17 protein-coding genes are annotated in these 23,759 nt (G+C 46.8%); 10 read left to right on the forward strand and 7 right to left on the reverse strand.

Annotated features, from left to right (window positions below; genetic code table 11):
- Window positions 1–159: 159 nt before the first annotated feature.
- From thiS to QZ938_RS08460, 3 genes are all read right to left on the reverse strand, one after another.
- Entirely contained in the window at window positions 160–372 is a 213-nt protein-coding gene (thiS, locus tag QZ938_RS08450; RefSeq protein WP_293189766.1) for a sulfur carrier protein ThiS, read from the reverse strand.
- A 165-nt stretch (window positions 373–537) separates the two neighbouring features.
- Complete coding sequence (locus tag QZ938_RS08455; protein ID WP_293350747.1) at window positions 538–1,620, reverse strand: thiamine phosphate synthase; 1,083 nt, start codon at window positions 1,618–1,620, stop codon at window positions 538–540.
- Window positions 1,621–2,024: 404 nt separating this feature from the next.
- Window positions 2,025–3,269 (reverse strand): transposase, encoded by a 1,245-nt coding sequence (locus QZ938_RS08460; protein WP_293144511.1) that lies wholly within the window; start codon window positions 3,267–3,269, stop codon window positions 2,025–2,027.
- Between the two features lie 63 nt (window positions 3,270–3,332).
- Between QZ938_RS08460 and QZ938_RS08465 the strand changes: the two genes are divergently transcribed.
- A complete protein-coding gene (locus QZ938_RS08465) occupies window positions 3,333–5,153 on the forward strand; it encodes a DUF1565 domain-containing protein (RefSeq protein WP_293350750.1) in 1,821 nt (606 codons plus the stop codon).
- Between the two features lie 793 nt (window positions 5,154–5,946).
- Here QZ938_RS08465 and QZ938_RS08470 read toward each other — a convergent pair.
- Entirely contained in the window at window positions 5,947–6,714 is a 768-nt protein-coding gene (locus QZ938_RS08470) for a peptidoglycan-binding protein (RefSeq protein ID WP_293144505.1), read from the reverse strand.
- 135 nt (window positions 6,715–6,849) lie between these two features.
- Here QZ938_RS08470 and QZ938_RS08475 point away from each other — a divergent pair, with 135 nt between their 5' ends.
- Entirely contained in the window at window positions 6,850–8,748 is a 1,899-nt protein-coding gene (locus QZ938_RS08475) for a collagen binding domain-containing protein (RefSeq protein ID WP_293350753.1), read from the forward strand.
- A 710-nt stretch (window positions 8,749–9,458) separates the two neighbouring features.
- Entirely contained in the window at window positions 9,459–11,978 is a 2,520-nt protein-coding gene (locus QZ938_RS08480) for an SdrD B-like domain-containing protein (protein WP_293350756.1), read from the forward strand.
- 582 nt (window positions 11,979–12,560) lie between these two features.
- On the opposite strand, the gene QZ938_RS08485 is transcribed toward QZ938_RS08480, so the two are convergent.
- The gene (locus QZ938_RS08485) at window positions 12,561–13,589 is read right to left on the reverse strand and encodes a hemerythrin domain-containing protein (RefSeq protein WP_293350759.1); all 1,029 of its coding nucleotides are present in this window, start codon (window positions 13,587–13,589) and stop codon (window positions 12,561–12,563) included.
- A gap of 320 nt (window positions 13,590–13,909) precedes the next feature.
- Between QZ938_RS08485 and QZ938_RS08490 the strand changes: the two genes are divergently transcribed.
- Both QZ938_RS08490 and QZ938_RS08495 read left to right on the forward strand, forming a co-directional pair.
- Entirely contained in the window at window positions 13,910–15,175 is a 1,266-nt protein-coding gene (locus tag QZ938_RS08490) for a pitrilysin family protein (RefSeq protein ID WP_293350762.1), read from the forward strand.
- A gap of 373 nt (window positions 15,176–15,548) precedes the next feature.
- Window positions 15,549–16,817 carry a pitrilysin family protein gene (locus tag QZ938_RS08495; RefSeq protein WP_293350866.1) on the forward strand — a complete coding sequence of 423 codons (1,269 nt, stop codon included), beginning with the start codon at window positions 15,549–15,551 and terminating at the stop codon, window positions 16,815–16,817.
- 370 nt (window positions 16,818–17,187) lie between these two features.
- Here the strand turns inward: QZ938_RS08495 and QZ938_RS08500 are convergent, their stop codons facing one another.
- Both QZ938_RS08500 and QZ938_RS08505 read right to left on the reverse strand, forming a co-directional pair.
- Entirely contained in the window at window positions 17,188–17,925 is a 738-nt protein-coding gene (locus tag QZ938_RS08500; protein ID WP_293350765.1) for a hypothetical protein, read from the reverse strand.
- Between the two features lie 22 nt (window positions 17,926–17,947).
- A complete protein-coding gene (locus tag QZ938_RS08505) occupies window positions 17,948–18,235 on the reverse strand; it encodes a hypothetical protein (protein WP_293144487.1) in 288 nt (95 codons plus the stop codon).
- A gap of 325 nt (window positions 18,236–18,560) precedes the next feature.
- On the opposite strand from QZ938_RS08505, the gene QZ938_RS08510 reads away from it, so the two are divergent.
- The 5 genes from QZ938_RS08510 to QZ938_RS08530 all read left to right on the forward strand — a co-directional run bounded on the left by QZ938_RS08510 (window position 18,561) and on the right by QZ938_RS08530 (window position 23,758).
- A complete protein-coding gene (locus QZ938_RS08510; protein ID WP_293350768.1) occupies window positions 18,561–20,381 on the forward strand; it encodes an efflux RND transporter periplasmic adaptor subunit in 1,821 nt (606 codons plus the stop codon).
- A 187-nt stretch (window positions 20,382–20,568) separates the two neighbouring features.
- Entirely contained in the window at window positions 20,569–21,834 is a 1,266-nt protein-coding gene (locus tag QZ938_RS08515) for an ABC transporter permease (RefSeq protein ID WP_293350771.1), read from the forward strand.
- Window positions 21,835–21,956: 122 nt separating this feature from the next.
- On the forward strand, window positions 21,957–22,793 hold the full coding sequence (locus QZ938_RS08520; RefSeq protein WP_293350775.1) for a methyltransferase domain-containing protein: 837 nt from the start codon (window positions 21,957–21,959) through the stop codon (window positions 22,791–22,793).
- A 333-nt stretch (window positions 22,794–23,126) separates the two neighbouring features.
- Window positions 23,127–23,498, forward strand: coding sequence for a hypothetical protein (locus QZ938_RS08525; protein ID WP_293350786.1), 372 nt, complete (start codon window positions 23,127–23,129; stop codon window positions 23,496–23,498).
- Window positions 23,499–23,503: 5 nt separating this feature from the next.
- The gene (locus QZ938_RS08530) at window positions 23,504–23,758 is read left to right on the forward strand and encodes an HNH endonuclease signature motif containing protein (protein ID WP_293350789.1); all 255 of its coding nucleotides are present in this window, start codon (window positions 23,504–23,506) and stop codon (window positions 23,756–23,758) included.
- Window position 23,759 lies beyond the last annotated feature (1 nt).

Below are 23,759 nucleotides of genomic sequence, written 5' to 3' on the forward strand. Positions count from 1 at the left end.
ACGTACCTCGAAGAGGGCTGAAGCCCAACTACGTACCTCGAAGAGGGCTGAAGCCCAACTACGTACCTCGAAGAGGGCTGAAGCCCAACTACGTACCTCGAAGAGGGCTGAAGCCCAACTACGTACCTCGAAGAGGGCTGAAGCCCAACTACGTACCGGTTAGCCTCCTCCGACAATTGTCACAACTTCTAGGATGTCGCCTTCTTGTATCTTTGTGGTTTCCCAAAATTGTTTGTGCAGGATTTCGCCGTTGTACTCCACAGCTACTAAGCGCGGGTTTAATCCTAATTGTTCTAGTAATTTTGGTAATGGTGTGTCGATCGCACAATTGCGATTTTCTCCGTTAACTTGCAGCGCAATTTGATTTGTCATCACTCAAATATTATCAGTTTCAGGGCGGGTTTTGTACAAAAATTATATTTCAATACGCTTGAGATAAGAAGAATCGGCGGTTGAAACCGCTTCTACACAGACAAAACCCGCCTCCGCGGGTTGAATATCGGTATACTCAACCCGCCCGCCAAATCGCCAATCAACCTAGGTTTTCGCCTGCAAAGCTTTCTGAGCTTTCAAATTCTGCATCCGAATCAACTGTGAGATGAAAAATTGCGTGACTAAAGTAGGCTGTTCTGCATCCATAATCGATCGCACTGTGGCAACTCTTTGAGCTCCGGCATTCAACACTTCATCGAGGTTGTTGATGTCAATTCCGCCGATCGCAAACCAAGGAACAGGCGACTTACTAGCAGCATACCGCACGTAGTCCAAACCCGTCGCCGGCTTGTTTGCCTTCGTCGGAGTTTCGTAAACTGGCCCGACTCCAATATAATCTGCTCCCGCATCAATAGCTCGCTGCATTTCTTCGCCATTCGTCGTGGAACTACCGATGATGCGTCCCGGGCCGAGCAACTTGCGCGCTTCGGCTACAGGCAAATCTTGCTGTCCTAAGTGTACGCCGTCGGCATCCGCGGCGATCGCCAAATCCACGCGATCGTTCACAATTAGCAAAGCATCGTAGCGGTGACAAAGTTCGCAAAGCTGTCGCACATTCGCCAGCTTTACTCCGTCGTCTGAGGCTTTGTCGCGGTACTGCACCAACGTCACTCCGCCTTGCAAAGCAGCTTCCACGATTGTTAAAAAGTTGTATTTGGGGGAGGTTACAAGATATAACTGCGATCGAAGTAACTGTTGGTAGCGCCGGTAAGCCAGCAAATCGCTTTCAAGAGTATAAACCCGATAGCGCATCTGCTTAAAAGCCTTGCCCATATTCCGATCGTAAACTTTGCCGTACTCTTCCAGTACCCGCAAAGCTTCCTCCACCCGACAAAAATTCGCCGCCAGCAGTTGCTGAATGTTCGCACGGTTTTCTTCCTGCGGGTGAGTCAACTCCGTACCCGGATCCGCCGGCGTATCCCTAGCGCTGCGTAATTCTGGGGTGTGCCAAAAAGCCAATTCCTGGCGCAGTTGCTTGCACTCGCCAGCTAAATCGGCGCTGTTGAGACCAAACCTGCACCATTCTTCAATAATTCTCAACCCTTCGCGCGATCGATCTAGATTTGCATCTAAAATCCGGCAGAGGGCTGGCTGTGCCGGTAAAGTTCTGTTTTGTTTCTCGGTCATTCAGAACCACCTTGATTAAACTAAGTGCTAGCAGTCAAACTGCTACATTCTCCCATGCCCTCAAGATTGTGGTGAAGGCGATCGACCTAATTCTGGCATCAACCGCTCTAAATTTGACAAATTTTTAAGTTTTATAGAATTTCAAGAAAACAAAGCATAATAGATCAAACTCGATCGAAGTGGAATCGTTAAGCTGCCTACCACACTTGGGAGGAGAGCCGTGAGGTTAGCAGGACAAAACAAAACTTTAACAGCAGAAAACCCCAGCAGGTGGGTGAAATTAAATTGCGATCGCCCAAACCCGACACTAAACACGGGATGGGAAATTTGGCTCCAAGATAAATTGTGTTTTTTTTTGACACTTCTCTGCCTGAAGGCAAGAGGATTCTCAAGACGGCAAAGCCTCAGTAGACCTTGATTCTTAAGGGCTGTGCCAAACAGCCTCTACACAGTCCGGTAAAACCATTCTGCTTACTTTTACGTCCAATATTTGCAGCACCATTAGTATCTGAATTAATCAAATGTCCTTCCTTGCTTCTATACAATCCACGCTTCACCCGCTTACCAGAGAACTGGTAGGTAGCTGGTTTGTCGGCATTGTAAATAGGCATATAATCACCATCCAAAGCACTCGCCTTACTGGTGTAGGATTCCTCTTGCTCTTGGTAGATCAACCCGTATCGCTCACAGAGAAATTTAAGTTTATTTCTCAAAGAATACAAAGGGATTTGGACAAAGTTTTGATTATTCCGACTACCAATATTGATGCCATCTTTCATTCCAATATTAAAGCCTACTATCATGCGTTCAATTTTGGTATTGATGCAATGGTCAACAATAAGTCTTGCCGCCTTATTCAAATAGTCTCTAACTTGACTACTGCGGTTGATGTACAATCTCGATTGACGTTCAGTAAGTTTCTTAATTCCCTGCAAGTCTTTAATAGATTGCAGTCTGGCATTCTCTTTGTTGAACCACTGGTTAATAGATTTAAGTTTGCGACCATCCACGATAAAGGATGCCCCATTGGTGTCAACACAAGTAGCCAAATTACTAAGCCCGAAATCAATCGCCAAAGCACTACCCTTGACTGTTTCTACAGCTTCGATTTCACCTATCGAGCAGATATACTCGACCTCAAAGAATCGAGCATCATATTTTGGGTGAATTCTCACTTCCTTAATTTTGGCTGGGTCAAGACGTTCGGGAAAGTTAATTACAATCTCACCAAATTCCTTCTTAAAGGCTGGAGACATCGGCACTTTGAACGAACCATCTTTAACTTTGATTCGCGGGATTATCAACACAAAATAGCCTTCTTTGGGCAAGTAGTGAGGAAGTCTCACCTTTTGTTGAAATGTTCCATATCGAACCGCCTTAATCAATCCATAGAAGCTGCGAAACGTCCTGTCTACTACCTTCAATGTTTGCTGTGCAATGTCAGTATTGAGAATTTGATAGTTCTCATTGTCTTTGCACAGATGGTAGGCAGACTCATAGCGCAAGTGCTTATGTTCTTGAAAGTAGTATTGTCGAACAGTGTAAAGACCAACATTGTAGAGGTTCTTACTCAATCTACACAACTCTCTGATCGCCAAGAATTCGGTCTTGCTAAGATCGCGGATTTGGTTTTTCTGAGTTAAGTACATAGTCTTTGGTTTCGCTATTCTTTCATTATATAGCGAAACCACTAAAAGAGCAACGAGGATGTTGTGAGACTATTAGAACTATCCACAGCGGATACTGGCGGGCTTGCGCCCGCTCCTGTAAAGCCGTCGTCAACGACGGGGTTTCTACCCAATTTGCTGATGATCCTAAATTCCCAACAGAGCAAGTGCCAAAAAAGTCGAGGAGCAAGCAAGAGTTTAAGTTCTTGCCTGCTGCTCGTCTTTGCCAGCACAGCTTTTTGCCACCCTCAATCCTCGGCGATCGCCACCGAGACCGGCTCCGTGCAGCTACTTTCCCAAGCGCCAGAGAGCGACATTAACATACTCTACGTCAGTTCCAGCGGTGGCAGCGACACGGCAGGTAATGGCAGCGATGGAGCGCCGTTCAAAACCCTCACCTACGCCCTCAGCGTCGCCCCGCCGAAAACCGCGATTTTACTAGCGCCCGGTACTTACAGCGCTCAAAGCGGCGAAAAATTTCCATTAATGCTCAAGCCCAGCGTGACTGTTCAAGGAAATCCCAACACTCGCGGCCAAAATATTGTCATCAAAGGCGGAGGAGAGTTTATCAGTCCGACTTCGGCCGGTCAAAATATCGCGATTTTAGGCGCAGACGGGGCAGGACTCAGCGGGGTGACGGTAACAAATACCAACTATCGCGGTTACGCTTTGTGGATCGAATCGAGTTCTCCGACGGTTGTTAACAATACTTTTTCAGGTAGCACTCACGACGGCATTTCGGTAGTTGGTACTGGAAGGCCGACGATTGGCGGGAATTTTTTCTCGAAAAATGGAGCTAACGGGATTACGATTTTTGGGGAGTCTCGCCCGGAAGTTCGAGATAATGTGTTTGAAGACACCGGATTTGGGGTGAATGTCGCCCAGAACGCTTCGCCTTTGTTAATCGGCAACAAAATTACTCGCAATAAAGACGGTGTGGTGGTGCAAGCTGATGCCAGACCGATACTTCGCAACAATTATATCGAAAGCAACCGCCGAGATGGAATTGTGGCGATATCCAGAGCTCTGCCCGATTTGGGAACTTCGGCGGAACCGGGGGGGAATGTGATTCGCAATAACGGTCAGTATGACATCAACAATGCGGCAAAAGGTCAAGTCATCCCAGCTTATGGGAATCAATTGTTGAGCAATCGGACGACGGGATCGGTTGATGTGGCGGGAACTTTTAGCCCGCCTCCACCCATTGCGGGAACTGCTTTGCAGCTAAGGGTCGATCGACCTTCGAGTATCGGCGGCCCAGAAACTTCTCTCCCTGCTTACACTCCCGGGCGATTAACTCCCAGGGTTGAAAGAGCGCCAATTGCCCCACCCGCGCCAGTTTCGAGGCGACCGGCACCCGCCAGCACCCAGTTGCGGCCTCTGCTTCCTCCGAGAAACGCCGATTCTGCTGAAGGAACAGGCGCGATCGCAATTCCTGTACCCGATCCAGATGCTAGATCCGTTCGAGAAAGTTCGGTACAGCAACCAATGATTCCGCCCAATTTTGATAGTTCGAGTGCGGTTACTTCCGAGGGTAAATTGCCGGTTCCGGGCCGCAACATTCCTCTAGGAAGGGGTGGCTTTGTACCTGCTGGTTTAGGGGGGAATTCTGTGCCCGATTCCGAAAATTCGCCGAGGCTCGATCGAGCTTCTGCTTTGGGTTTCCGGTATCGAGTTGTGGTGGATGCCGAGAGTTCGGGCGATCGACAAAAAATGCTATCCTTGGTACCCGATGCTTTTCGGACTTTTACTAACGGGCGATCGGTGATTCAAGCCGGTGTTTTTCAAGAACGCGAAAAAGCTGAAGAATTGCTACAAATTCTCACAGATAATGGTTTGAATGCTCGGATTGAAGATATTAAATGAATCAAGATCGGACGGCGGTTGAAACCGCGTCTACACAAACGAATTCCGCCTCCGCGGAATCAAGATCGGACGGCGGTTGAAACCGCGTCTACACAAACGAATTCCGCCTCCGCGGAATCAAGAAAGTAACGCGGTTTCAACTGCCCGATCTTCAACCCGCGCACCATCCGGGTTTTGTCTGTGTAGGCGCGGTTTCAACCGCCGTCTGCTCTGTTGAATATTAACCTTCAAAAACCACGACATCAAAAATTTTAGGGCCTAGCATATCGGATGCCAGACCCTAAAACATTTGTAATTTCAATTGATTCAAGTGGGTTTTTAGCTCTGCTGAAATTCAGCAAACAACTACTACTAAGGTGAACTTTTTGGCAACTGCTCTGCGAGCGAGCTAGCTATTAGCGGAGCCTATTCAGACTTCTGTGTTTGATTGTGCGATCGCAATTCTAACTTGATAACTTTCGATTTCTCAAATCGCCTCAAGCTATTTCACAAATTCCGAGCGCAATATCAACCTTACTTTTATCTGCTAATAAACTACACGATTCAGGCGTTGCCTGCGAACCAGAGCCGAGCGGGACAAACACTCTAATTCAAATTTTTTATCCAAGTTTTTTGTGCTGCTTGGTTTCTGCCCCTCATGTATTTAAACTAACATCAACTCCCCGCCTAAGAATACTTTGTTTACCAAAGTTAACAGTTTTTGATGCGCCGAAATAATTCCCAAGGCAATTATTAACAATTTGTACGATCGCCCGATAGCGCAATGTGCATATCCGGCAAGACTTATTTGCTCTCAACGCAGCAGGGCTTCCCAAGTAGCGCGGCCGACAATGCCGTCTGCTGGTAGTTGATATTTTCGTTGAGCAGCCTTGACAGCAACTTCAGTTTCGCGCCCGAACACGCCGTCAGCACTGACACGCAAAAATCCCTTAGCCCTCAGTCGCTCTTGCAACTCTCTGACTGCCGGCCCCCGCATTCGTCTTCTCAAAACAGGAAAATTTGTCGGCTGCGGTTGGGGGTTAATCTCTGTGTTTTCGGGGGTTGCAGGAGCGTTGGCGATCGGGTTTTCAACACTAGCGTTCGGAGTCGCTGGAAACAGCCGGTTCCAAGTATTTTGACCGACTATGCCGTCTGGGGCGATGCCTGCTGCTTCCTGAAACTGAGACACAGCTTTAGCGGTGCTTTGCGAGAAAATCCCGTCTACCTCGCCGTTATAAAATCCCAATAATTTAAGAGCAGCTTGGAGTTCGGTAACATCTGAGCCTCGACTGCCGATTTTGATCGCGGGGCGGACGATCGCACCTGTTTGGGCGATCGGGCTGTTATTATTACCTGGTTCGGAGGCGGGTAGCTGTGCATTAGCAGGAGTAGAGGCGATCGCACCCAGTGCCGAAAAACCGCACAAACTCAAGCCGAGGAGTAAACTCGGAACTTCGCGGGCTTTATTCCAGTTTCCTATCAGGTTTCGGGACATGGAAAATTTGACCTCTGCAAAACTTGGTAGCGATCGTACATCAAATCTGGAAAAAATTGGGCATCGGGCAAAGAGGGCATCGGGCATCGGGCATTTTTGATTCCCAGTCCTTCCCTTTGATAAAAAAAATTAATCCCCTAAAATAGCTGCAATTGGCAAAAAAAACTGCTAGATTGCCGTAGAGCAAAGATTAAACCGCGTTCATTGGGCCACACCAACACCATGACCGAATCCAGTAACCCTACCAGAACCGCTAGCCAAATAGACATCGGCAATGTCAACATCGGCAACTTCCAAGTCGGCAGCATCAGCGGCAACAAATACAACGACTTCAACGCCAACGGACGGCCCGACGGCGGTGATGTGCCAATTCCCAACTGGCAAATCTACCTCGATCTCAACAACAACAACCGGATCGATGGCGGTGAACCTTCTACCCTCACCAACGCCCAAGGCAACTACATTTTTGCCAACCTGCCACCGGGGACTTATCAAGTTAGAGAAGTCCAGCAGCCGAACTTTCGCCAAACTACCCCGAATCCCGCACCCATAACAATAACCAGCGGGACAAATGCTAGCAATATTAATTTTGGCAATAATTTCAACGCTGGGACGATCGCAGGTACAAAATTCAACGACATCAACAGCAACGGCCGCCTCGATCCGGGGGAACCGCCCCTAGCTAACTGGCAGATTTACCTCGACCTCAACCGCAACAATCGGCTAGACGGTGGCGAACCTTCTACTATTACAAACCTTCAAGGGAATTACGCTTTTGTCAATATTCCGGCAAATACATATTTGGTCAGAGAAGTCCAGCAACCGGGTTTTCGCCAAACCACGCCTGACCCGGGCCCGATTAACGTTACTTCCAACGCCGCGATCGGCAATGTCAATTTTGGTAATGTCTTTTTTGTCGGCAGCATCAGCGGTCTCAAATACAATGACCTCAATGCCAACAGTGTCCGAGATGCGACAGATCCGCCTCTGGCTAACTGGCAAATTTACCTCGATCTCAACGCCAACAACAGGTTTGATCCGGGAGAGCCCAATACCATCACCAACCCGGAAGGAAATTACACTTTTGGCAATGTTTCGCCGGGCCGCTATTTGGTGAGGGAAGTTCAGCAACCGGGATGGATTCAGACTACGCCAAATCCAGGGTCGATCGACATTACGGGCAATACTAACGCTGTCGGGGTCAATTTTGGCAACAATTTCCCCACCGGCAGCATCAGCGGCTTTAAGTTCAACGACCTCAACGCTAACGGTGTCAACGAACCAACGGAACCGAGAGTTGCAAACTGGCCGATTTACCTCGACACCAACAACAACAACGCCCGAGATCCCAACGAACCTTCGACTTTAACAAATCCCCAAGGTAATTTCTCTTTTATCAACTTGCCCCAAGGCATTTATTCGGTGAGAGAAGTCCCGCAGCCCGGTTTCCGACAAACTACGCCAAATCCGACTCCGATTACTGTGGGTAACGGCACAAATGCCACCAATCTCAGCTTTGGTAACGTGTTGGTAACTGGTACGATTAGCGGTGTCAAATTTAACGATTTTAACGCCAACGGTCGCCTAGACCCCGGGGAACCGCCGATCGCCAATACCCAAATTTACATTGACCTCAATAACAACAGCCGTTTAGATCCGGGCGAAGCCAGTGCTTTTAGCGACAGTCAGGGCAATTACAGTTTCCGCAATGTTCCGGTAGGTGGTTACATCATTCGGGAAGTTCCGCCACCCGGTTTCATTCAAACAACTCCGCCTGCCCTGGTAGTTGTCTCCGCAGATGTTCGGGCTAGCAGTATCGATTTGTTGACTGGAGAGGCTGAAAGTCGATTGGCTACATCCTTGAAAGGCGACCCGCTGACGGATGCTGGCTATGGGGGCGAACCTGCCGGCAATATGGGGGCGGATACCTCGCTGGCGATCGCGAGTCGCGATAATTATCAAATTAGCGATCTTTTGCTCGATCGACCTGTCGCGAATTTAGGCAATCTTCCTAACTTTGGGCAACAGAATCCACTTTGGGAACCTAGTACACAAATCGGCGGGTTTGTCAATAGAAATGAATTAATTAATTGGAATCTCGAAACTCGTTCGGGTGGGTGATGGAGGTTTCGATCGAGGACGCGGGGCGCAGCTATCGGGTGATTAATCGCCCGGAATGCCAAACTGCAAATAAAAATCAAGAAGAGGTTAAAGGGCGATGGCGTGATACCCTATTCTTGGCAGCGTCCAAGACTCAAGCATAAGTTCCGGGAACCCCGAAGCTGGCTTGTTGTATATTGGGTGGAATATTTCAGAGGCTGTAGAATTGAGCGTAAGTCAGAAACTATCAGACAGTTCCCCTAACCCCGATCGGCATATTTTCAGGCAAAGCAAATCATATCCAGTCCGGTAGCTCGATCGGTCTAAAGCTTGTTGTGAAGAGCTTGTTGTGAAGAGGCAATCCCAGAGCCTGCGATCGCATCTTGACAGCAAACCCTGACAAACCCGAACAATGCCGCCCGACTTGCGATCGGGGCAAGCACTCAATCAAGTCCTTTTTAGAGCTCAAACCAGCAAGTATGTACGGAGAGAGAAGGCGTGCAAATCTTAAAGATGTTGCCCTCAAATTGCCAGGGCTCTTCAAAACCTGATATACTGGCCAGCGACAAAGCTTGAGGCATTGTTATGTGAGATGGGGAACATTACCTCAAGCACAGACGTATGTAAAATCGAGTGGCAATTGTCAGCGACTAGCAAAAACTACTCAGCTATTGACAAACCCATACAGTAGTCTGTAATTTACGTGGATTTAGGTGTGAAGGAGAGAAATCATGGCAAATTTAACTAGCGAAGAGCGGATTGCCCAGCAATTACAGGTTGGGAATACAGGCCCGGCAATTTTAGGTATCAAGTTCAATGACTTGAACGCGGATGGGATCAGACAGGCAAATGAACCAGGTCTGGCAAATATCCCCATTCTCCTCGAACCTGCGATCGGCAGCAACGGCCGATTAGATACAGGGGATGTCTCCGTCCTTACAGACGCTAACGGAGGGTTCTCGTTCATAAATCTGGTTCCCGGCAACTACGTAGTCACAGAAACAACAGTACCGGCTGGTTTCCGTACCACGACTCCGAATCCCCTCGCTGTCACTGTTGGAAACACAAACACCAACGTTTTCTTTGGCAACACCCAGCTTGTGGGTAGCCGGATTGTTGGATGCAAATACTTAGACATAGATGCCGACGGCTTTCGAGACGGGAATGAACCGGGGATTAAAAATGTCAGGATATATCTTGATGGCAGCAACGGCAGCGTCCCCAACGGCCGATTAGATGCAGGGGAACTTAACACATTAACAGACAAAAATGGTGGGTGGTCGTTTAATGTAACACCTGGAACATACAGAGTTCGGGAAGAACGAGTCAACGGTATCAACGGAGAACCCCTAGAAAGAGATTTCCCCCAAAGCACCCCACCCAACAACATCCCTGTACTGGACGTAACGGTAGCCCCCGGTCAAACCTTTGCCTGCGCTCAAGTTGGCGACACTCCTCTTTATCAAATTGAAATTAACAAATTTCGGGACAATGACCGCAGTGGCACGCGAAATGTGGTCAATGGAGTTTTTGAACCCCCCATTGCTAACGTACCCTTCATTTTAGATTTGAACGGGAACGGTCGCTGGGATCAAGCCTCAGAACCCATCGCTATCACCGATGTAAACGGAGTTGCTACCTTCAGGGATTTGAGAGCTGCCAATTACTCTGTCTTGGAAATTTTTCCAGCGACACTCCCCGGTGGCGGTGTCCCAGGCAACCTCAATGCTCCAGTGGCAACTACTCCTAACCCCGCTCTGGTTTCGGCACCAGGCCCGCAAGCACGGTTCCAGGGTACGATCAGCAGAGAGCAACCGATCTTAGTAACAGATTCAACCTATACACTGAAACCAAACGACCCTAAATTCGTAGATACCAACCGCGACGGCGTTCAACAGGCTGGGGAAAGATCGATCGCCGCCACAGGCGAGCGGCCGATTTTTGCCAACACCCCTTTACCTTTCCCAGCGACTAACCCCTCACCAGCAGTTATCTTTACTCCTGTGGGAGCTAATACTGGGAATGGAAGTAATTCTGGTGTGGGAAACACTCTACCTAACATCACTGTATTCAAATACAATGACCTGAACGGAAACGGTCGCTTCGAGCCTATTCAGGGTGAAGCACCAATTAGCGGTGTCACTGTCTTCCTAGACACCAACAATAATGGCACTCCTGACGCCGGAGAACAACAAATACAGACGAATGCTCAAGGAAGAGGAGCATTTACCAACTTGCAACCGGGCAATTACACGGTGCGGGAAGTCGTACCGGCTGGTTTTTCGCCTTCGACAACTGCTGGTGTTCCGGTAACTCTCAACCTTCAGGACGCTAACGTTACTTTTGCAAACACGCCCAATAGCAACATCACTGGTTGCAAATTCGAGGACTTTAACTTGAATGGCTACCGAGACGGAAACGAACCGGCGATTAGCGGCGTTACTGTTTTTCTCGATACCAATAACAACGGTGCCCTGGATGCAGGGGAAGCAACTACCACTAGCGATCAGTTTGGTACTTTTGCTTTCAGAAATTTGCGTCCCGGTACTTACAACCTGCGAGAAGTACCTCCTCCTGGTTTCTTCCAGACGACTCAACCGCTCAATATCGTTTTGGGCCCCAATCAAACCTTTACTTGCGCTTTGATTGGTAACTCTCGCCGCTATGATTTGTTAGTTCCCAAATTCCGAGACGACAACCGCAACGGCGTACAAGACGGAACCGAACCTCGTCTGGCTAATGTTCCATTTACTTTGGATTTGAACCGGAACAATCGTTACGATGCCGCTACTGAGCCTTTGGTGAGAACGAACGCACAAGGGATTGCTCTATTCCCGAATTTGATCCCGGCCACTTACTCGGTTTTGGAAGTTTTCGACGATCCGAACGTTCCCAACCCGTTCCCGATCCGGACAGGGCCTAATCCTGTTACCTTTAACGTGCCGGGCCCAAATACTACGCCTTCGGCGCCAGTAGCGACTCCAGCAAGAACTGCTTCTAGCATCGATCTAGTGACCGGCGGTACGGATATGGATGCTACAGTTAGCCCCGATCCTTTGACTAACGGTGGCAGTGCCGATGCTACAGTGAAAGCCAGCAGTATCGCTGAATTCGTCGCACCGAGTGGAGTTGTTACCAACTTTGACGATCTTGATGCCTTGAGAACAGCGAGTTCGCTGACTTTTGCAACTACACAAGATAAGTCTGAGGAATGGCTGTTGGCTGCTCCTGCTCCAATCCAAGTGTTCTAATCTGAAGTTGGGTTTCTAGTTTGAAACTCAACTATTAGTAGTTAGCTAGTTTAAACTGCACGTCAAACATTGTTTTGGCGTGCAGTTTGCTGTTGTGCCGATCGCACAAACTGTCTTTAGTATAGCAATCCTAAATGATTAATACAGATATGTAGGGGCGGTGCCAAGAGTGCCCGCCCTCTGAGATTGGGCAACCACGGGGAGTAGGGGTCGGATTGCCCCTACAAGAATTACACAAATGATTTAGGATTGCTATAGTAGACTGCGATCGGCAAAAAGAAGGATTCCCCGCCGCCACAAAACCTTTATTTATATCACAGGTAAAATTTTGCATCCCAACGGCGGATCTGTAGTTAATGCTTAGGAAGGACTAAATTCCTTACTACAAACCTTGTTTTTAAGAAGGACTAAAGTCCTCACTACAAACCTTGTTTTTAAGTTTGTACTGAGGACTTTAGTCCTCATATTTCTTTTTTCCTGCTTTTTAAAATAGTAATCCCGCCATCTTGGTGGCAGGATTGATAGGTTGCAGTTTAGCTGTTTTCTAGCTTTAGCTAGAATTGAAATTAGCTCGCTGCTCAATTAGCTAATGCCAGCCATTTCTTGCTGGATAGTGCTCTTGGCTTCTTTGAATTGAGTAGCCATTTGTTCCATTTGTGCTTCGCTGAGGTTGCGGCGAATTTGAGGGAACATATCGTTTTCTTCTTCCTTAACGTGATCCTGAACCGCTTTTTTGAGCTGTTGGATTTGAGCTTTGAAATCAGAAGAACTGGGGTTGAGAGCCTTGATTTGGGCAAGCATCTGCTTCATTGCTGCTTGCTCGTCGTACAGTTCTTGGGTATCGCTGTAGTAGCTGCGAACTGCGGGATACACAATTTGTTCTTCGGCTTCTGCATGAACGCTTAAGTCTTTGTAAAGTTGACCGAAGAATTCTTGCAGTTTTTGAGGATCGTCGGTTTTTTCGATTTCCATGAATATGGTATCGACTTTGCGGTGATCCATGGAGATGATTTCGGTAATGTTCATCTCTTCTTTGGTGCGAGTAACTGCACCGCCGATAATACCACTCATGGCCGCCATCGCATCTTGGACGCGGGCCCAAACGCCTTGATCGGGGTCTTTTCCGGTAAGTTCGCGCACTCCCAAGATTTCCATAACTCCTTTGAGTTGCTCTTGGTGGGCGCGGTTTTCAAAGTTAACTGTGTTGAGGGGAACAATGGCAGCTTCGATGTCTGCACCCACTACTTGAGCGGCTTTGTGAACTAACAAGCCGGCCATTGTTTGTTTGTGTTTGAGCAGTTCGTGCTGGGTGACTTTTTCAAACAGTGTCAGTTCAGAACCTTTCATTAGTTTCTGAACTTCTTCGATCATTTTTGTGAATGTTTCTTTAGGTTCGCTTTGAACTCCGTATTGCACGATTACGGTTTCTAAAACGCCTAGGTTTTTGCGATCGTCCTCCAGCATATCCCGGAAGCGATCGCACAGTTCGGAGTCGTTGCAGGAATTGATGAACAATTGCTCGTTTGCAATCAGCAGGTTTTGCAGTGCTTTCATGTCTGCTAATTTCATGCCGATCGCTTGGCGCTTGGTATCTTCAAGGGTAGCTACCATCTGTCGTTTCTCCTCTCGATGTCTTTTGTGTTCTTACATCTTTTAATTTATGGAAATATTCTGATAACTCCCTCTTTCTCCCGACTGATTCATTAATATCCCGCGCAACCTATTGACTTTTGAACGAAAAAATGGTAATAAATTAAGGCTCAAGGTTGTTTAAAAAAAAGCAAAAATTACTTGCTGAATGACCACAACCCACAGACAACAGCCCACAGACAACTGACAACTGACTTTTGTATCAATTAATTCCGATCGCACATCAGTAAAGCGCTACTATAGTTGAAGCCGAAGTTAACTGAAGTTTAAGAATAACTAGCTTGTCTCAACTGCTCACTGCTTTAGAGTTCCCAGCCAAGGTCTGGAAGCTGCACAATGGGTTAACAGTCATTCACCAGCGGATTTCGGCCACACCGGTGGTTGCGCTAGACGTGTGGGTGAAGGCTGGCGCTACGAAAGAGCCTGATTCTTGGTCGGGAATGGCTCATTTTCTAGAACACATGATATTTAAAGGGACGGATGCGATCGCCCCTGGAGAATTTGACCAAGTAATTGAAAATCGCGGGGGTGTCGCCAATGCAGCTACAAGTCACGACTACGCCCATTTTTATGTCAATGCTGGGGCAGATTATTTAGCAGAAACGGCGCAGCCGCTGGCAGAATTGCTGCTGCGTGCTTCTATCCCCGATGCGGAATTCGATCGCGAACGAGATGTGGTGCTTGAAGAAATTCGCCAATCTCAAGACGATCCCGATTGGGTGGGTTTCCAAGCAATGATGGAAACAGTCTACCAGCAACATCCCTACAGGCGATCGGTACTCGGTACGGAAGAGTTGCTGATGTCGCGAACTCCCGACGAAATGCGGTGTTTTCATCGATCGCACTATCAGCCGGAAAATATGACTGTGGTGATAGTCGGGGGAATTGAGGAAGAAGAAGCCAGAGATATCACAGGGAAAGCATTCGATCGGTTTTCTGACAGGTGGGATTGTCCTAAATATGTCGCCGAAGCCGAACCGCCGTTAGTAGAAATTCGCCGTCAGGAACTCTGTCTTCCCCGATTGGAACAAGCGCGACTGATGATGGCGTGGACTGGGCCGGGAGTTGAACACTTGCAAAGTGCTTGCGGCTTGGATTTGATCTCTGTGTTGCTCGCAGATGGGCGGAGTTCGCGTTTAGTCAGGGAACTGCGGGAAGAATTACAATTGGTACAGGCGATCGAAAGCTCTTTTTCGCTACAGCGGGAATCGAGTTTGTTTACGATTAGTGCTGTCTTGGAAGCCAAGGATCTAGAAGAAGTGGAATCTCGAATTTGCGATCGGCTTTGGGAATTGCAATCCGAGCCGGTTTCAGAGGCAGAACTGATGCGCTGCAAGCGTTTGCTGTGCAACGACTTTGCTTTCTCCCTCGAAACGCCGGGACAGTTAGCCGGTCTTTACGGATATTACAGTACGATCGCGACTGCCGAATTAGCGCTCAGCTATCCTACCAGGATTCAGTCATTTAAGCCATCAGATCTCCAGCGCCTAGCCCAACAATATCTCTCACCCCGACGCTACGCGGCTGTAGCGATCAAACCAGTCTGATGGCTAAGGGAGTTAATATCAATATCTTGAGCATCGGATAAATCTTGGTTTGTCCGGTGTTTTCTCTGTTTGGCCCGCACCCTACGGGATAGATTTTGTTACATTTAGTATAATCGTGCCTTCAGCTCTGTTTGGTCTGACAGCATACAAAATGCAAATGGAAAATAGCAAAATGGCGATCGAGTAATTATCAATTACCTTTTTCCTAATTAGATCGTGTCCGGTAAATTACTATAACAAAAACGGTTCGTAGTGCGGACTTTAGTCCGCTCTTATGCGGACTAAAGTCCGCACTACAAACCTTAGTTATTGCGGTCAATCTACCGGACATGATATTACGCATTCCCGATTCCCATTACCAACTAAATTAATGATGAAAAATGAAATTCAGCGCACGGTTTTAGACAACGGTATGGTTGTCTTAGCATCAGAAAATCCAGCAGCAGATATTATTGCAGCTAGGATATTCCTGCGCGCCGGCAGCCGCTGCGTACAGCCGGAACAAGCAGGATTGTGTCACTTGCTGTCGGCGGTAATGACTAAGGGAACCGATCGCCTGTCTTCGCTAGAAATTGCCGAACGTGTAGAATCGGTAGGAGCGAGGTTGAGTACGGACTCGACTACCGATTACTTTTTAGTGAGTTTGAAGACGGTAACAGCCGATTTTCAGGACATTTTGGAGTTGGCGGGGGAATTGCTGCGATCGCCCACTTTCCCCGAATCTGAAGTCGAACTCGAACGCCGCATTGCGATATCAGCAATTCGATCGCAACAAGAACAACCATTTGCGATCGCCTTCGAGCAATTGCGACACGCCATGTATCAGGAACATCCCTATGCTTTCTCCACATTGGGCACAGAAGCTACGATGTCAAAGCTTACCAGAAACGAGCTCGAACAATTCCACAAAACCTATTTCCGTCCCGACAACGTAGTTATTTCGGTAGCAGGCAGAATATCTACCGAAGATGCGATCGCCCTGGTCGATCGTACATTTGGTGACTGGAAAGCGCCTTTAACACCCCTCCCAACTTTAACCATCCCCCCCCTCACAGCCTCCCCGAAATCCGTGGCTAAGGCGCAAGATACCCAGCAATCAGTGATTATGCTGGGCTACCTCGCGCCCTCGGTCAAAAATCCCGACTATGCAGCGATTAAGTTACTGAATACCTATTTGGGTAACGGTTTGTCGAGTCGGTTGTTTGTGGAATTGCGGGAAAAGCGGGGCTTGGCTTACGATGTTTCCGCACTCTACGCGACGCGCCTGGACACGGCTCAGTTTGTAGCGTACATGGGTACAGCACCCGAAAATACGGTGACTGCTTTTGAAGGATTGCGTACAGAAGTCGATCGACTCGCCAACACCCAACTAAGCGAAGAAGAATTGCAAGCTTGTAAGAATAAAATGCTCGGTCAATATGCTTTAGGAAAACAAACTAATTCGCAAATTGCCCAAGTTTTAGGTTGGTACGAAATCCTGGAATTGGGAATTAAATTTGACGAGCAGTTTCAAGCAGAAATTGCGGCAGTTACAACTGCGGAAGCTAGGGAAGCTGCTCATAAATACTTCATCGAACCCTATGTTTCTCTGGTGGGCCCGGAGGCGGCGATTCAGGAATTGGGTGTGGCTGCTGTTTGTTAGAAAAAAGTTTGTAGTGAGGACTTTAGTCCGAAGCGGTCAAGGACTAAAGTCCTCACTACAAAGCAGATCTCAAACTGTCAACTATCAACTGCTGTCGTGCCAATAAATTTAAGTAGCCAAGCAGTTAAACCTATATCTCTGCCTGATTTAAGCTGGTCTTTCATTTTTGCTTTGGCTGCTGTTACATCAATTTACAAGAGTGCAATTATATGATGCTTTTTTCGGCTAAGTTTTCTCACATCAAATGTGGCAACTCTTGATTTCGGAAACTCATAAATTTCAAATTAATTCATATTCCTCCCTACCAACCAAATATGCGAGTTCGCTCCAACTGGGTTTTTATCCTGACACAACAATCGAAAGAAGTGTCTTATTCAACTTTTGGATTTTCCTCAGGCTTTTTCATTTCTTGTTGATTTTTAGATTGTAACGTTTCACGTGTCACCAAAAATTTTTTGCCTAAATCTGTAACATCAAGATATTTGGTCAAATTGATCGATCGTTTTCCATAATCACTCGCTCGAACTATATCACTGATATAACCAGATTTCATCGCGATCAATTTCAAATCTCGTAAACGCCTTAACTCATCACCAACTCGCTCTGAAACATAAAAGTCATAATTAGTCTTTGTTTCAGAATGCCTGTCAAGCTGGTCAATTTTTTCATAATCCTTATCCCCAAGCAAGAAATTATACATAAAAGCTTGCGTTTCTTCTAAACTTTTTTGTTGTTTTTCTAGTTGTTCTAATTGTTGCGCTTGAAGCTCATCAATTTGTTTTTTCTGCTGATTGACTTCTTGCTTTAGTTGCTGAAATTTAGCTGTAACGCCGCCATCCTTAGAAACACCAAAATCCTCTAATCTGTCAAGTAATCCAGAGTTGAAGAAAAAGACAAGAGCAATAAGTATAATATCAGGAGCTTCTATCTTTCGAGGTTGTCGTTTTTCTTCAAAGTATATTGGGCTAATTAGGCTAAATATCAGATAACCCATTCCTATCAATGAAATAATTTCGATCCACCAATTTCGGAAATTTTTGTCTTTCTTAATGGAACCGCCGATCGTGGACTGCTGTTTTATTTGCTCTTGATTATTGTCTTCACTCATAAACACCTCATCTAAAGTTCTATTATTTACGTTTGCCTGAGTGTTGGGTTTTATTGTTATCTATATATTGGCGTAAAACCCTATTAATTAGAGCTTTATACTGTGAGTATTGAAACTGAAACCACTGCTTCACGCCTGGATCGATATGAACTAAATTGTCAGCTTTATCTGCTGGAATACGTAAAGTCGATCGTTCAAAAAATTCATCTGTCAGCGGTGGAATATCTGAGTAGTCGATATTCTCTTCCGATCTTGATTCTAAGGCTTCCCAGTTAGTACCAGAGGTACTGTTCAAATCGTTTCTGCTCATGACGGTTAGCTGTTTGCGCTGAAATGATTCGGATTACATTGTTTTGACGTTCTGTCCAGACTACCACCGCTATTCCAGAACCGAGAAAACCGATTCCAAACCAAGGATTAGGATATGCGAGATTAAACTATCTTCCTTGATTATCGCGCATTTTGCTGAACTGGTTTTCTGCCGTGCTGGAGATCGATTTTGTCAGCTAAAGTCGATCGCCCGCCAGCATTCAAAAAACCGCAAAAATCCGATCGCACTCAAATCCCACTTAAATTGAACCTTTTCGGTTCCCGATCGGTCAAAATGAAGCAGACGCCCGATCGGTCTAACTTATATGTACTTCCTAAAGCAGTTTCAGATTAAAAAAGGGCTGACTCCCTGGTTAAGCGGACTCCTCGCTGCCTCCCTAATCGCCGGAGTCGGCTATACAGCTTACAGCCAACTCGCAGTCAAATCGAAACGTGAAAGCAGACGCAAGGAAAAAACCGTTGCTGTAGAAAGGGTGAATTTGCCGATCGCAATTTCAGCAAATGGCACAATAGTACCCGAAAGGAGCGTTAACGTCAGCCCCAAAACTTCAGGAGTGCTCAAAAGTTTACTCGTCAAGGAAGGAGACACCGTTAAAACAGGGCAAATTCTCGCCCAAATGGATGACTCCAACCTTCAAGGGCAATTGACCCAAAATCGCGGACAACTCGCCTCCGCCGAAGCCAATTTGCAAAAATTACTCAACGGTAATCGGGCTGAAGATATTGCCGCAGCCAAGGCGCAATTAGCTGAACAACAAGCCAGTCTCGAAAAATTGCTCAACGGTAATCGAACTCAGGATATTGCTGTCGCCCAAGCCCAAGTAATCGAACAACAAGCAACTCTCCAAAAATTGCTCAACGGGAATCGCAGTCAGGATATTGCAGCAGCAAAGGCACAATTAGCGGAACAACAAGCCACTCTCCAAAAATTGCTTAAGGGCAATCGCCCCGAAGATATTGCCCAAGCTGAAGCTAAACTCAGGGATGCGGAATATGCCAAACAGCAAGCAGAAGAAGACTTTCAACGCAATCAGGAACTCTACACAGATGGGGCGATCGCACTTCAAATATTAAATAATTCTCGCACAGCGCGCGATCGCGCTCAAACTCAAGTCAGACAAGCCCAACAAGCTTTGGCTTTATTGCGATCTGGTTCGCGCCCGGAAGAGATTGCTGCTGCGCGGGCCGCTGTCGAACAAAAACAGCAAGCTTTGGCGTTAATTCAGGCTGGTGCTCGGCCCGAAGATATCGCTGCGGGGCGGGCGGCTGTTGAACAAAAACGGCAAGCTTTGGCCGGAGTGCGATCGGGGGCGCGATCGGAAGATATCGCCGCTTCTGAGGCCGCAGTGGAGCAAAAACAGCAAGCTTTGGCACTAATTCAAGCCGGTGCTCGCCCAGAAGAAATTGCGATCGCCCGCGCTCAAGTTCTCTCCGCCAAAGGCAGTCTCCAAACTGTCGAAGCGCTGATTAACGATACAAAAATTCGGGCTCCTTTCAGCGGTACTGTCACTCGCAAATATGCCGATCCGGGGGCTTTTGTGACTCCGACAACGGCTGGTAGTGCAGTGACATCGGCGACTTCTTCTTCGATTTTGTCTCTAGCTTCCAAAAATCAGGTTGTGGCTAATGTCGCCGAAAGTAATATTGCCCAAATCCGCCTCGGGCAAAATGCGTCTATTCAAGCTGATGCTTATACGGGAAAGACTTTTACTGGGAAAGTTAATCAAATTTCACCTCAGTCAATTGTCCAGCAAAATGTTACCAGTTTTGAGGTAAAAGCTTCAATTCTTGATGATGCTAAAAAACTATTGCGATCGGGCATGAATGTGAATGTCGAGTTTAAGGCGGGTGAATTAAAGGATGTTTTAGTTGTCCCAACTGCGGCTATTGTTCGTCAAAAAAAGGAAACGGGAGTGTTTGTGACTGGTGGTGAGGATGGAAAGCCTTTGTTTGTGCCGATTAAGACTGGGATGACAGTTGACGATCAGACGGAAGTGCGATCGGGCTTAAAGGGAAATGAAAAGGTTTTTATTAGTTTCCCCCCTGGCTTGCGGCCGAAATCTCAAAATCCATCGTCGGGTGGAATTCCAGGTTTGCAGCCAGGTGGTGGCAGTCGCTTGCGTTAATGAGAAAAATTAAGATCGAGCTCTTTCTTCTCTCCCTCTGCGCTCTCTGCGCTCTCTGCGGTTAAAAAAATCTTAATCCTCACCAATTAGCTATTACCTATCTCTCTTCTCTCCCTCTGCGCTCTCTGCGCTCTCTGCGGTTAAAAAAAATCTTAATCCTCACCAATTAGCTATTACCCATTACCAAATGAAATTAAAGACTCCCCCAGTTATTAACAAAATCTCGAACGTTCAAATTATGTTCATGGCGACTGAGGCGCTGTGGAATAATAAGTTGCGTACCAGTTTAACGATGCTGGGTGTGATTATTGGCATATCTTCGGTAATTGCGATTACTTCGGTGGGGCAGGGGGTACAAAAGTCTACCGAGGAACAGTTGAAGGCTTTGGGTACTAATGTGTTATTGGTTTTGTCTGGTGCTTCGCGATCGGGTGGTGTTAGTCAGGGTGGTGGTTCTGCTTCTACTGTGACATGGGATGACGCTAGGGCGATCGGCAAACAAGCTCCCGCTGTTAAGGCAATTTCGGCGTTTTTGCAGCGCCAAGTGCAAGTTGTTTATGGCGGGCAAAATTCATTTACTTCTATATTAGGAACTGATTTAAATTATCCCGATGTTAAAAATATTCAACCTCAAGCAGGACGGTTTTTTAATGAGGATGAATTGAATGCTGCTGAACCAGTTGTTGTTCTCGGTTCTAAGGTGCGAGACGACCTTTTTGGAGTCGGTGCTAATGCACTATCGGCTGATATTCGCATTCAGGGAGGGCGTTACAAAGTCATTGGAGTGATGGAACCCAAGGGGTCGGTAGGGGGTACAGATCAGGACGATCGCGTGTATATTCCCCTCAAAAATATGTCGGCTCGAATTGTGGGTAGAAATTCTTTGGCTGGCATTGCCATCTCTGGTTTTTGGTTGCAAACTACGGGGGAATCGGATTTAGCTGATGCTCAATTTCAAGTTGAAAATATCATGCGTTTGCGTCACAATATTTATCCTCCACAACCGGATGATTTTCGAGTGATTAATCAAGTTGATATTGTTAATACTTTCAGTAATGTGGTAGGTTTGTTTACGGTGATGGTGGTGGCGATCGCCGGAATTTCGCTCGTAGTTGGCGGCATCGGGATTGCTAATATTATGTTGGTGTCTGTCGTGGAGCGCACTAAGGAAATCGGGATTCGGAAAGCGGTAGGTGCTACTAATGCAGCTATTTTGATTCAATTCATGGCTGAATCAGTTTTAGTTTCGACGGTGGGCGGTACGGCGGGTATTGGCTTGGGAATTGCGATCGCCTTTGGGGCTGCGACAGCATTTAGTTTTCCCTTTGTAATTTCAGTATGGTCGATCGCAGCCGGTTTTGGGCTATCCTTTACTGTGGGCTTGTTAGCTGGAGTGTTGCCTGCTCGGAATGCGGCGCGCTTAGATCCGATCGCAGCTTTGCGAAATGATTGAAGTTAAGTAGGCGGTTATCAGAAAAATGAGGTATGTTGTTGGGCTTGGGCCCTCTGAGTTTAGTAGTTATATGAGCTGTCATTCATACCTCATCTTTTTGAGAAAGGCTATAGGCGATCGCAATGTTAGACAAATACAAGCAAGAAATCGCAGATTTGTATACCCGCAGAAGTCAAACCTATGACAATAGCGATTGGCATTTACAAATTGCTCGCCGTCTGGTAGAATACGGGCGAGTTAGTTATGGTCAGCAGGTTTTAGACATTGCAACGGGAACAGGTCATGTGGCGATCGCAGCCGCTCAAATTGTAGGATCTGAAGGTCGAGTTATTGGCGTAGATATTTCGCCTGGAATGCTGGATGTAGCCAGAAACAAAGCTCAAAAATTAAATCTCAACAATACAGAATTTGTGCTGGCGGATGCCGAAAATCTTGAATTTCCGGGTAATACTTGCGATTCCCTACGGGATAGCTTCGCTTCACGCCTTTTTTGCTCTTCTGCCTTCATTTGGATGTCGGATCTGCACGTCGCCCTCAGGCATTGGCACAGATTTCTCAAACCAGGAGGAATCATCGGCATTCATGCCTTCGCCGACACCGCATTTGTCGGCGGAGTTGTGACGCAAAAAGTAGCCGAAAGATACGGCATTTCCTTCAACATGAGCAAACCCACAGGCACTGTTGAAAAATGTCGAAACCTACTTCAACAAGCCGGATTTAAAGAAATAGAAATTAAGATTGAGCAAGACGGCAGCTATATCAGCTTAGAAAAAGCCAAAGCAATGTGGGCCGGAAATTCCCATCCCGCCCCCGGACAATATCCACCCCCATTATCAACACTTTCAACCCAGCAATTAGCGCAAGCCAAAGCAGAATTTGAAGCAGAAATCGAAGCATTGCAAACCCAGCAAGGAATTTGGAACGATATCACCACTTTTTACGTATTCGGTCAAAAATAGTAGCCTAAATGATGAACCTCTCTCTTCTCTAACTCTGCGTTCTCTGCGCCCTCTGCGGTTAAAAATTCCCAATTTATAGCAGTTATAACAAAGATGAGGTACGTTGTTGGGCTTGGGCCCTCTTAGCCGGGGAAGTTTTGTAAGCTGTCAGTCATACCTCATTTTTTTGAGAAAGGCTATATATTAAAAACCAAATAAGAAGGCGAAGCGCCTACATCAGCGGTTGAAAAATAAAAACATCAATCAACTGGAATATTACCTAACTCAGATACAAAGACTGCCAGCAAGTAAAATATGGCATAGTATAGATATTCATTTCATAGCATCCCACCTATGACTGCCCAAATCACCCTAAACTTGTCCGATGAAGTCTATCATCAAGCAGAATTACTAGCGCAGCAATGCCACCGCAGCGTCAGTGAAATTTTAGTAGAAACTCTGGAAAATTTTCTCTTACCAACTGCTAAACCAGTATCAGCATTGTCCGATAGGGAAGTAATCGCTTTAACTCAACTCCGGCTGCAACCAGTCCAAGAACAACGATTGAGTGAATTACTAGAATACCAACAATGCGGTACAATTAATGATTTTGAACGTGAAGAATTGCAGGCATTAATTCATATTTATGAAGATAGGCTGCTGAGACAAGCTCAAGCCTTGAATGAATCTGTGCGGCGCGGCTTGCTCGAACCATTGCAAGGATAATTAGCATGGCTGTTTCCGAACAAGTTAAAGCCCTAATTCGCGCACAAGCTCAAAACCGATGCGGTTATTGCCGCAGTTTACAAATGTATGTCCTGGGAATATTGGAAATTGACCATATTATTCCCAAAGCAGTTGGTGGTACTGACGATGAAGAAAATCTTTGGCTGGCCTGTAGTCTTTGCAATAATTACAAAGGAATCCAAACAGACGCATTAGATCCAGTCACGCAAACGCGCGTTACGTTAAGGAATACGTCCTGAA

Source organism: Microcoleus sp. CAWBG27 (assembly GCF_020883145.1).
Lineage (GTDB): Bacteria > Cyanobacteriota > Cyanobacteriia > Cyanobacteriales > Microcoleaceae > Microcoleus.